The sequence below is a fragment of the Mycobacterium sp. genome (assembly GCF_040398885.1).
In the GTDB taxonomy this organism is placed as follows: Bacteria; Actinomycetota; Actinomycetes; order Mycobacteriales; family Mycobacteriaceae; genus Mycobacterium.
In genome coordinates this window covers 1-6,577 of the sequence record NZ_JBBATF010000164.1, presented here as the reverse complement: position 1 = coordinate 6,577, position 6,577 = coordinate 1, and the positions used below count along the sequence as shown (strand labels likewise).

Here is a 6,577-nt window from a genome sequence, read left to right as displayed (position 1 = left end):
GGGCGATGGTGTCCTCGTCGTGCTCGACGACGATCAGCGTGTTGCCGAGATCCCTTAGCCGGGTGAGAGTTTCGATGAGGCGGCGGTTGTCGCGCTGGTGCAGGCCGATGGAAGGCTCGTCGAGGACGTAGAGCACGCCGACCAGACCCGAGCCGATCTGGGTGGCCAGCCGGATGCGTTGCGCCTCACCGCCGGACAGCGTGCCGGCCGCGCGGCTCAGGCTCAGGTAGTCCAGGCCGACGTCGAGCAGAAAACCCAGCCGGGACTGTACCTCTTTGAGCACCTGCCCGGCGATGGCCGCCTCACGCAGCCCCAGGGTCAGTTCGTTGAGGAACTCCGAGCACTCGGCGATGGACAGCTCGCACACCTGCGCGATGGACTTACTGCCGCGCTGCCCCGCCGTCAGCGTCACCGCCAGGATCTCCGGCCGCAGGCGGGTGCCGTCGCACTCCGGGCAGGGCACGTCGCGCATAAAGCCCTCGTAGCGTTCCTTCATCAACTCCGAGTCGGTCTGCTCCATGCGCCGCTGCAGGAAGGCCATCACACCCTCGAAGTCGGCGTGGTAGGACCGGGTGCGCCCGTAGCGGTTGCGGTAGCGCACATGGACCTGCTCGTCGCAGCCCTCCAGGATCGCCTTGCGCGCCTTGGCCGGAAGCTTGCGCCACGGGGTGTCGACGTCGAAGCCCAGAGCCTCGCCCAGGCCGGCCATCATCCGGGTGAAATAGTCGGAGTTCTGCCCCATGGACCAGGGGGCCACGGCCCCTTCGGCCAGGGTCAGGTCCGGGTCGGGCACCACCAGCTCCGGGTCGACCTCCTTGCGGATGCCAAGGCCACTGCACTCCGGGCAGGCGCCGTAGGGCGAGTTGAACGAGAACGACCGCGGCTCGAGGTCGTCCACCGCCAGCGGGTGGGCGTTGGGGCAGGCCAGTTTCTCGGAGAACCGCTGCTCGCGATGGGGGTCGTGTTCGTCGCGGTCGACGAAATCCAGCACCACGATGCCGTCGGCCAGGCCGAGTGCGGTCTCCACCGAGTCGGTCAGCCGCTGCTTGGCCGTGGCCTTGACCGTGAGCCGGTCGACGACCACCTCGATGTCGTGCTTCTCCTGCTTCTTCAACGTGGGGGGCTCGGTGAGCGGGTGCACCACGCCGTCGACCCGGACCCGGCTGTAGCCCTGGGTGTTGAGCTTGTCGAACAGGTCGACGAACTCGCCCTTGCGGGTGCGCACCACCGGGGCGAGCACCTGGAACTTGGTGCCCTCCGCCATCGCCAGCACCTGGTCGACGATCTGTTGCGGGGTCTGCCGGGCGATGCGCTCCCCGCACACCGGGCAGTGCGGGGTGCCGGCCCGGGCGTAGAGCAGACGCAGGTAGTCGTAGACCTCGGTGATGGTGCCGACGGTCGAGCGCGGGTTGCGGTTGGTGGACTTCTGGTCGATGGACACCGCCGGGGAGAGGCCCTCGATGAAGTCGACGTCGGGCTTGTCCATCTGGCCGAGGAACTGGCGGGCGTAGGCGCTCAGCGACTCGACGTAGCGGCGCTGACCCTCGGCGAAGATGGTGTCGAAGGCCAGCGAGGACTTCCCGGACCCGGACAGTCCGGTGAACACGATCAGGCTGTCGCGGGGCAGATCCAGGTCGACGCTGCGCAGGTTGTGCTCGCGCGCGCCCTTGACGATCAGCCGGTCCACCCGCCCATGCTATGTGCCGGCCCCGACAGCAGTAACGTGGCCTCATGACTGTGGTTGACGACACCTACACCGGCCATGTCGAGACCCGGACCGCCGCCCGGCGCATCCTGCCGGGGGTGAGCATCATCAAGATGTCGGTCGGGCCGATGGACAACAACGCCTACCTGGTGACCTGCGCCGAAACCGGCGAATCGCTGCTGATCGACGCCGCCAACGACCCGGACCTGCTGGTGGAGCTGGTGGGCGAGCAGGCTCCCAAGCTGGCCATGATCGTGACCACCCACCAGCACTTCGACCACTGGCAGGCGCTGACCGCGGTGGCCGAGGCCACCGGGGCGCCGACAGCCGCCCACGAACTGGACGCCGAACCGCTGCCGATCCCCCCGGAGCGCTTCCTGGCCGGCGGCGACGTCCTGCAACTCGGGGAGCTCGTGTTCGACGTGATCCACCTGCGTGGCCACACCCCGGGCTCGGTCGCACTGGCGCTGCGCCCGGCCGGCGGGCGCACCGCCGTGCAGCTGTTCACCGGAGACTGCCTGTTCCCGGGCGGAGTTGGAAAGACCTGGGAGCCAGGCGCTTTCGAGCAGTTGCTCGGGGATGTGACCGGCCGGGTCTTCGACGTCTACGGCGACGACACGGTGGTCTACCCCGGCCACGGCGACGACACCACCCTGGGCGAGGAGCGGCCGCACCTGGCCGAGTGGCGCGAGCGCGGCTGGTGACCGACGAGTTCGCGGCTCACCGCCGCAGCACCGGCGGCGTCAGCTACACGGACGTCGGACAGGGCCCGGTAACCCTCTTCGTACACGGTGGCCGGGAAGGTCGATGCTGATGCAGCGGCGTTCCGGGAGAAGGGCGTACGCAGTTACGCCAGAGCCGACCATTAGTGAAGACCCACGGGCAATGACACCGGCGGGGCCGTTTCGCAGGTCGTGCTGACCCGCGATCCGGCCCGGTTTGCGACATTCGCTCTCACCAACTGCGACACCGAAGGAAACATGCCGCCAGCGGCATTCAGGCCTGCGGTGACTCGCAGCCAAACCACTCGTCAGCATGCCGACGATCGCCAAACAGATTTACCGCACGGGATACCAGGACATCTCCGTCGTTCCCGATGACGTCTTCGTCGATTACCTGACTCCGATCCTGGGCAACCCCGACGGTCTGCGCTTCATGACCGCACTGCTGTCGTCGATGAAGCCAGAGCAACTGGCTCCGATCACGCCCCTCCTTCGCGCCTGCGAGACACCCACCGCGATCATCTGGGGTACCGGAGACATTTTCTTCAAACGCAAGCGGGCCGATTGGTTGGTTGACCTCATGCCGGGAGCGACATCCGTCACCGAATTCCGGGAGGTCGGCTCTTCTTCCCGGATGAGCGTGCGCCGGAACTGGTCAACGCCCTGAATACACATTGGTCTCAGAACGGCTGATTCCCCGGCTCGCGCCGGTTCCCCGGCGGAGTCGGGCGGACAACAAATCCGACAGAGTTCACGTCGCTCATGGACGACCTGGAAGGCCGGGTCTCGGGGTCTGCGGCGACGACACCGTGGTCTACCCCGGCCACGGTGACGACACCACCTTGAGTGAGGCACGGCCCCGGCTGGCGAATGGCGCGAGCGCGACTGGTAGACCTCAGTCGGACGGTTGCTTCTGCCGACTACGACGAGCGGCCAGGATCAACTCAGCGATGAGAACGACGATCAGGCTCACGCCGAAGGACGGGTAGACGGCGGCCAGTGCGGCGGCGATTACGCCGACGGCAACGACGGCACCGCGTGGTGTGTCAGACCGCATGGTGTCGCTGGTCGCACCCGGCAGACCGGCACTGCCGGTCGGCCGACGCTTCCACCACATCAGCGTCGCGGAGACGATGCTCGCCAGAAGTGCCAGGCAGGCAGCGGTGGCCAGGATGCGCGTGAGGATGCCGTACTGGGTGCCCATGTGGGTGTTGACGCCCCAACTGCTGAACCGCGACAGCGTACCGTCCTGCTCGGCGGTGGCGTTGACGATGGTCTGGCCGGTGAACTGGTTGAGGTAGAGCGTCCGCTGTTCGGAAAGCTTCTGGGGCCAGTGGTTGATTACGGTGTAGCTGCCGTAGACGGTGTCGCCTCCGTGGTGTCCGGCGAAGGCGTCCGACGGGGGCACGATGGAGTAGCCGGGGATCATGTTCTCCGACTTGGCGATTTGGTCGATTTCGGCGAAGCCCAACCGCCGGGGTGTCGGCGTGTTGGCGGTGGCGCCGTAGACCGGGTCGTCTTTGTCCGCCCAGGCGATGTGGTGACCGAACCGGTCGAAGTCGCCGACCTTTGCGGGGGTGGATGGAGCATCGACTTCGGCGGCGGGTGTGACGGTGGTGGCGACGGCTCGCCAGTTCTCGCCCCAGTACCGCGACCAAGTCAGGCCGGTGACGATGTAAAAGATCAACACCACCGACAGCAGAATGCCGGTGGTGGCGTGCAGGTCGCGCCACCGGATGCGGCCGCCCTTGGCCCACCGGACGGCCAGGCGCGGCTTGCCGCCTTCGATGGCGCGTGGCCACCACAGGTAGATGCCACTGAGGGCAAGCACCAGAATCCAGACCGCCGTCATCTCGATGATGAGGTTGCCGATTCCGACCTTTATGGACGGTTCGGGATACGACGACGGTGCGATGTAGTGGCCCAGCGACGGCAGCGAGACGGTCGGCCCGTCATTGCCGAAGAACCGGTGCAACTGGTTCGCCCAGCCGACCAGACCGTCCAGTTCATGGCGGTGGCCCAGGTACTTGCCGGTGTAGGGGTCGATGAAGGCTTGGATGACGTTGCGTTCGCCGACACTGGAATCATCCGCCGGGAGGAAATCCACCTGGGTCGAGCGGTCTGCCGCCTGCGGCGGCGTGACGGAGTCCAGCACCATGCCGGGGCCGACATGCTCACGTGCAGCGGCGATCTGGACATCCAACGAGACCGGAGCGTTGGTAGCGGAGACCACCCTCATGTCCCGGTTCAGCCACAGGTCTAGCGGCTGCGAGTACAGGATTACCAGACCGGTGCAGGCCAGGATGACCAACGCGGGGGCCGCGAAAAGCCCGACCCAGAAGTGCAGCCGCCATATCCGTCGCAGCACCGCTGCTCCCCCACGACGCTGCTCCCGCTCGACGATGACCACCTGTTGACCTCCCTGACTCAAACGGAGACAGTCTCGCACAGCCGTGATTCGAAACAGCCGGGCAGTGGGTTTTCATACCGTTCACCGGCCCCGCGCGGTTCCCGGGCGGAGTTGGAAAGAACTGGGAGCCGGGCGCTTTCGAGCAGTTGCTCGGGGATGTGACCGGCCGGGTCTTCGACGTCTACGGCGACGACACCGAGTTGTTCGGGGGCCACGGCGTTCCGTCGTCACCCAACACGGTGAACGTGGCCTCCTTGCCGGCCGTGATGCTGCCCAGTTCGTGTCCATGCGCCAGGAGTAGGCCGCTTCGATGGTGACCGCTCGAAGGGCCGCGTGGACACCGATGCGCGCCAGCGACGACGAGCCGACCACCCGCTCTTGATGCCTCGTCTTGTTACTTGGCGAAGGAGTCTTGCTACTTGGCGAAGGAGTCCGGGTCGAACTCGATGTTCTGTCCGTTGACGGTGATGACAAGGCGTGCGTGGGACCCGGCGGCAGACACGTAACTCGCCAGCGTGGAGAGCAAGAGATCCTCTTGACGTTCCACTTTGGAGGCCGCGGCTTGGCCGACGCCGAGCCGTTCGGCGAGTTCGTTTTTGGGTGAGTTCGGCGACACTGCGGATTAGTGCGAGTTTCATTTCGTAGGCGCGGTCGGTCTCGCGCATTTGGTCGCGGACTTCAGCGACCCTTGCAGCGCGTTCAGGGTACTTCGTTGTTGCGCCTTCCTTATCCAACTCTCGATGGCCGCATCGGCTCGGGTTCCGACGCTGTCGTAGAAGATGTCGCCCATGCGGGCCTTGTCGCCGGCGAACAACGCGATCACGGCGGAAACCGGCATTCATGTCAATTGAAGATATCTGTTTCGAATCGCTGCGCCCGAGTCTCCGGGTGTCTGGTTCACCAACCCCGTTCGCGCCACTGGGCCAGGTGCGGCGCTCCTCGCCGAGGGCCGAGATCCCCATTCTCGGCACCGTGTATCAGGGGCGGTGGTTCCCGGGGCGGCAGTGGTTCCCGTGGCCTCGCCGGCCGACGGGCTAGCCGCCAATCCCCTACCGAGCGTCCCGACGCAGGACTACTGTCCTAGTCAAATCCCGTCAACACAGGAGGTCCAGATGGGCTTCGATCCCAAGAACGCGATCAACGCGGCCAAAGACATCGCGGCACACGCGGTGGGCAAGGCCGGCGACATAGTCGAAGACGCCGGCCAGATCGTCAAGGGCGACATCGTCGGCGGCGCGACGGCGATCGTCCAGGACGCCGGGGAGATCGCCACCCACGCGGTGGGCAAGGCCAAGGAAGCCATCACCGGCAAGGACGACGGGGCGTAACTCCGCGCCGACCCGCTAGGCTGGACCCCGAGCAAAGGGGTCCAGAGGTGAACACCGCAGTACAGGTCGGTCGTGTCGGCGCGTTGGCAATTGCGCTGGGGGTGGGGTTCGGCTCGGGCGCAGTGACATCGGGCGTTGCCGCGGCCGACCCCGGCCGAGATTCGGAAGCGAGTTCCGACTCCGCCGATCCCGGGCCGCACCGGCGCACGTCGGGGGCGCGGCATCGCGCATCTGAGAACCGCCGGAGCAACTCAGCGAACCCGCGGTCGGCCCCCGACCCGGTCACCCGGCCGCGACCGGTGCCGTCGACGCCGGAGTCCGGGGATGTTGATGTCGAACCGTCGCGGCCGCCGATCGCCCCCGCGGCGGTCGATGCGCTCCGGCCAACGACTGCGCTCCGGCCAACGACTGC

At 66.7% G+C, this 6,577-nt stretch carries 7 protein-coding genes and 2 pseudogenes; 5 read left to right on the top strand and 4 right to left on the bottom strand.

What is annotated here, in order from left to right; all coding sequences use genetic code 11:
• The coding region (gene uvrA, locus ADBZ5U_RS13555; protein ID WP_526811016.1) for an excinuclease ABC subunit UvrA at positions 1-1,687 on the bottom strand (1,687 nt) is incomplete at its 3' end.
• 44 nt (positions 1,688-1,731) lie between these two features.
• Between uvrA and ADBZ5U_RS13550 the strand changes: the two genes are divergently transcribed.
• The 3 genes and pseudogenes from ADBZ5U_RS13550 to ADBZ5U_RS13540 all read left to right on the top strand — a co-directional run.
• Positions 1,732-2,409: an MBL fold metallo-hydrolase gene (locus ADBZ5U_RS13550; protein ID WP_526811014.1), complete on the top strand. Its 678-nt coding sequence runs from the start codon at positions 1,732-1,734 to the stop codon at positions 2,407-2,409.
• Positions 2,410-2,740: 331 nt separating this feature from the next.
• The gene (locus ADBZ5U_RS13545) at positions 2,741-3,094 is read left to right on the top strand and encodes an alpha/beta fold hydrolase (RefSeq protein ID WP_526811012.1); all 354 of its coding nucleotides are present in this window, start codon (positions 2,741-2,743) and stop codon (positions 3,092-3,094) included.
• A gap of 26 nt (positions 3,095-3,120) precedes the next feature.
• Positions 3,121-3,319 (top strand): annotated as a pseudogene (locus ADBZ5U_RS13540) (MBL fold metallo-hydrolase); the annotation flags it as partial.
• A 3-nt stretch (positions 3,320-3,322) separates the two neighbouring features.
• On the opposite strand, the gene ADBZ5U_RS13535 reads toward ADBZ5U_RS13540, so the two are convergent.
• A complete protein-coding gene (locus tag ADBZ5U_RS13535; RefSeq protein ID WP_526811010.1) occupies positions 3,323-4,858 on the bottom strand; it encodes a PepSY domain-containing protein in 1,536 nt (511 codons plus the stop codon).
• A gap of 59 nt (positions 4,859-4,917) precedes the next feature.
• Between ADBZ5U_RS13535 and ADBZ5U_RS13530 the strand changes: the two are divergent.
• A pseudogene (locus ADBZ5U_RS13530) lies at positions 4,918-5,154 on the top strand (hypothetical protein); the annotation flags it as partial.
• A 98-nt stretch (positions 5,155-5,252) separates the two neighbouring features.
• On the opposite strand, the gene relB reads toward ADBZ5U_RS13530, so the two are convergent.
• Positions 5,253-5,453, bottom strand: coding sequence for a type II toxin-antitoxin system RelB family anti-toxin (relB, locus tag ADBZ5U_RS13525; RefSeq protein WP_526811008.1), 201 nt, complete (start codon positions 5,451-5,453; stop codon positions 5,253-5,255).
• 18 nt (positions 5,454-5,471) lie between these two features.
• A complete protein-coding gene (locus ADBZ5U_RS13520) occupies positions 5,472-5,675 on the bottom strand; it encodes a hypothetical protein (protein ID WP_526811006.1) in 204 nt (67 codons plus the stop codon).
• 274 nt (positions 5,676-5,949) lie between these two features.
• On the opposite strand from ADBZ5U_RS13520, the gene ADBZ5U_RS13515 reads away from it, so the two are divergent.
• Positions 5,950-6,165 carry an Rv1893 family protein gene (locus tag ADBZ5U_RS13515; RefSeq protein WP_526811004.1) on the top strand — a complete coding sequence of 72 codons (216 nt, stop codon included), beginning with the start codon at positions 5,950-5,952 and terminating at the stop codon, positions 6,163-6,165.
• Positions 6,166-6,577 lie beyond the last annotated feature (412 nt).